The organism is Zoogloea sp. (assembly GCF_030157465.1).
Classification (GTDB): domain Bacteria; phylum Pseudomonadota; class Gammaproteobacteria; order Burkholderiales; family Rhodocyclaceae; genus Zoogloea.
The window spans coordinates 1-3,008 of record NZ_JAOAUU010000106.1; the positions used below are offsets into that span (position 1 = coordinate 1).

Annotated in this window: 3 protein-coding genes; 1 reads left to right on the top strand and 2 read right to left on the bottom strand. The window is 59.4% G+C overall.

The window, feature by feature from the left end; translation table 11 throughout:
- Positions 1-933 (top strand): protein translocase subunit SecF (secF, locus tag Q1W26_RS13225; RefSeq protein ID WP_300440908.1); only part of this gene is annotated, 933 nt, incomplete at its 5' end.
- 164 nt (positions 934-1,097) lie between these two features.
- Here secF and Q1W26_RS13230 read toward each other — a convergent pair.
- Positions 1,098-1,529 (bottom strand): transposase, encoded by a 432-nt coding sequence (locus tag Q1W26_RS13230; protein ID WP_300440911.1) that lies wholly within the window; start codon positions 1,527-1,529, stop codon positions 1,098-1,100.
- Positions 1,530-1,770: 241 nt separating this feature from the next.
- The gene (locus Q1W26_RS13235; RefSeq protein ID WP_300440914.1) at positions 1,771-2,826 is read right to left on the bottom strand and encodes a Fic family protein; all 1,056 of its coding nucleotides are present in this window, start codon (positions 2,824-2,826) and stop codon (positions 1,771-1,773) included.
- Positions 2,827-3,008: the final 182 nt, after the last annotated feature.

Here is a 3,008-nt window from a genome sequence, read left to right on the forward strand (position 1 = left end):
ATGGAATTTTTCCGAATCCGCAAAGACATCCCGTTCATGAAGCATGCGCTGGTGTTCAACGTCATCTCGTTGGTCACCTTCCTGCTCGCGGTGTTCTTCCTGGCCACCAAAGGCCTGCACTTCAGCGTCGAATTTACAGGCGGCACGCTGATGGAGGTCAGCTACAGCGAACCGCCCGCCCTTGAAAAGCTGCGCGAAGCGCTGGCCAAGGAAGGCTACGCCGACGCCCAGGTGCAAAACTTCGGCAGCTCCCGCGACGTGCTCATCCGCCTGCCCAACCGCGACGGCATCGAAACCGCCAAGGTCAGCAAAAAAGTCATCGCCAGCCTCGGCGCCATCGAAGGCCCCAAGCCCGAAATGCGCCGCGTCGAATTCGTCGGCCCGCAGGTGGGCAAGGAGCTCGCCTCCGACGGCGCCATGGCCCTGCTGCTGGTCATCGGCGGCATCGTGCTCTACCTCGCCATGCGCTTCGAATGGCGCTTCGCCGTGTCGGCCATCATCGCCAACCTCCACGACGTGATCATCATCCTGGGCTTCTTCGCCCTCTTCCAGTGGGAGTTCTCGCTGCCTGTGCTGGCCGCCACCCTCGCGGTGCTCGGCTACTCGGTGAACGAATCGGTCGTCGTCTTCGACCGCGTCCGCGAAACCTTCAAGAAGAAGCGCGGCCTCACCACCCCGCAGGTGCTCGACCACGCCATCACCAGCACCATCAGCCGCACCATCATCACCCACGGCAGCACCCAGATCATGGTCCTGTCCATGCTGCTGTTCGGCGGCGAAACCCTCTATTACTTCTCCCTCGCCCTCACCATCGGCATCTGCTTCGGCATCTACTCCTCCGTCCTCGTCGCCAGCCCGCTGGTCATGTGGCTCGGCGTCAGCCGCGAGCAGTTCATGCAGGTCAAGAAAGAAAAACAGGAAATCGTTGTTTGAAGACTGCGGGTTGAATCGCCAAAAGGGGCTGCCAACTGGCGGCCCCTTTTTTTATTTGTAGGGGCGACTTCAGTCGCCCACGGACTCCGATCAACGGCTTGCCTGTTATTCAACGCACCGATGGGCGACTGAAGTCGCCCCTACATCAAACCTACAGCAACCCCCTACAGCCAGATTGCATCCCGATGCGGGTAGTCGCCGAGGCGGGTGACGAGGCCGGCGCGGAGTGGGTTCGCGACGATGTAGCGCGCAGCGGCGACCAAGTCCTCCTCCTCTCTCAGAGCGCGGTCGTGGAAAGCGCGCTGCCAGAGTGGGCCGCCCAGGCGGTGGGCGCTGCGGCCCTTGAGGGCGCGGATCGTGTCCGACAAATCGGCGTGCTCGCCCAGTTGCAACAGCCAGTGCAGGTGATCAGGCATCACGACCCAAGCCAGCGACGCGACCCCGCCCTGCTCCACCAGATACCGCATTTCCCCCACCACACAGCGCGCGCAAGCGAAATCCTCAAACACCGGGCGCCGATCGACAGTGGCAGTGGTGATCAGATAAACACGACCCGATTCGGAGTAGCGGCCAATGTGGAGGGCATCACGAGTCATGGATGGCGTAGATAGCGGTAGGGGCGACTTCAGTCGCCCATCGGAGGTTGAGCAGCGAAGAACCGGGCGACTGAAGTCGCCCCTACAAAACCATCAACCGACGGGCTTGCCCAATCGCCTACCAGCAGCATGGGTAGGTCGGGTTAGCGAAGCGTAACCCGACATCGGACGTGTCCATCGAGGTTCATGTTGGTGTCGGGTTACGCCCTGCGGGCTAACCCGACCTATCCGTGCTCATCACTCACACCAGCCCGTACCACACCCCGCGACCAGCGCCATACTGCGTGAAGTGGCCAGCTTGAACGAGTTTTCGCAGGTGTAGCTTGACCGTGTTGCGGTTGGCTCCGGTTACCGTTACCGCATCTGCGACCGTAAGGCGTCCCCGCTCTCGGGCCAGTTCCAGAAGTTGCAGGGAGAGTTCCGGCATGGCTGCCAGGATTAGTTTTTCGCGTTCAACCTTCCCTTCCAGGCGTTTGACCTGGGACAACAGGGCACGCAGAAAAAAAACGACCCAAGGCTGCCAGTTCGCAGAGTCGGTGCGAATCGTGCCCTGAGTCTGGCGCAGGGCCAGGTAGTAGCCTTGTTTGTTCTGCTCGATGATGCTTTCGAGCGAACTGTACGGCACGTAGGCATAGCCAGCCTGGAGCAGAAGAAGGGTTGTGAGGACGCGGGAAATTCGTCCATTCCCATCCTGGAACGGATGGATTTCCAGGAAAACGACTACAAAAATCGATACAGCCAAAAGCGGATGAAGCGACTCAGCGTCCCGCGTTTCCCGATACCAAGCCACCAACTCCCCCATGAGTCGGGGAGTATCAAACGGGGTGGCGGTTTCAAAAATCACACCGACCTGTGCTCCCGCCTCATCAAAAGCCGCCACGCTGTTCGAGGTCGTCTTATAACTTCCCCGGTGCCAGGCGTCTTTTTCGCTGTGCACAAGGAGATCTCGGTGGAGTTGCTTGATGTGGTTCTCGGTGATGAGAACATGCTCCCAAGCTGAAAAGACGAGTTCCATCACTTCGGCGTAGCCAGCAACCTCCTGTTCGTCCCGGCTGGAAAACGATTTTATTTCGAGGCGCGCCAGGAGGGATTCGACTTCCCGATCCGAAAGCTTGCTGCCCTCGATGCGAGTCGATGAACCGATACTTTCGATGGTGGCCACGCGGCGAAGAGCCAAGAGCCGTTCCGGCGCCAAGCTTCCCAGGGCACGCCAAGCGCCCTTGAACTCGTCGATCCGGGCGACGAGCGCGAGGATGTCTGGCGTGATGGATAAGGTATGGATATTGAACATACCCATTAATCTATCCATTTATATCCATTTTTCAAACTATTTTAGGCTTTCAGCCTTTGCCGCCTCTTTCGTGAGCATCCGGTAGCCTGGAGGCGGTGTCTGTAGGGGCAACTTCAGGGCTTGGGTAGATACTGTTAGCGCAGCGTAACCCGACATCGGACGTGTCCATCGAGGTTCATGTTGGTGTC

What these genes read in the sequence shown, in the direction of transcription:
- Q1W26_RS13235 (WP_300440914.1), bottom strand. Translation starts at nt 2,826, where the DNA reads ATGGGTATGTTCAATATCCATACCTTATCCATCACGCCAGACATCCTC.
- Q1W26_RS13230 (WP_300440911.1), bottom strand. Translation starts at nt 1,529, where the DNA reads ATGACTCGTGATGCCCTCCACATTGGCCGCTACTCCGAATCGGGTCGT.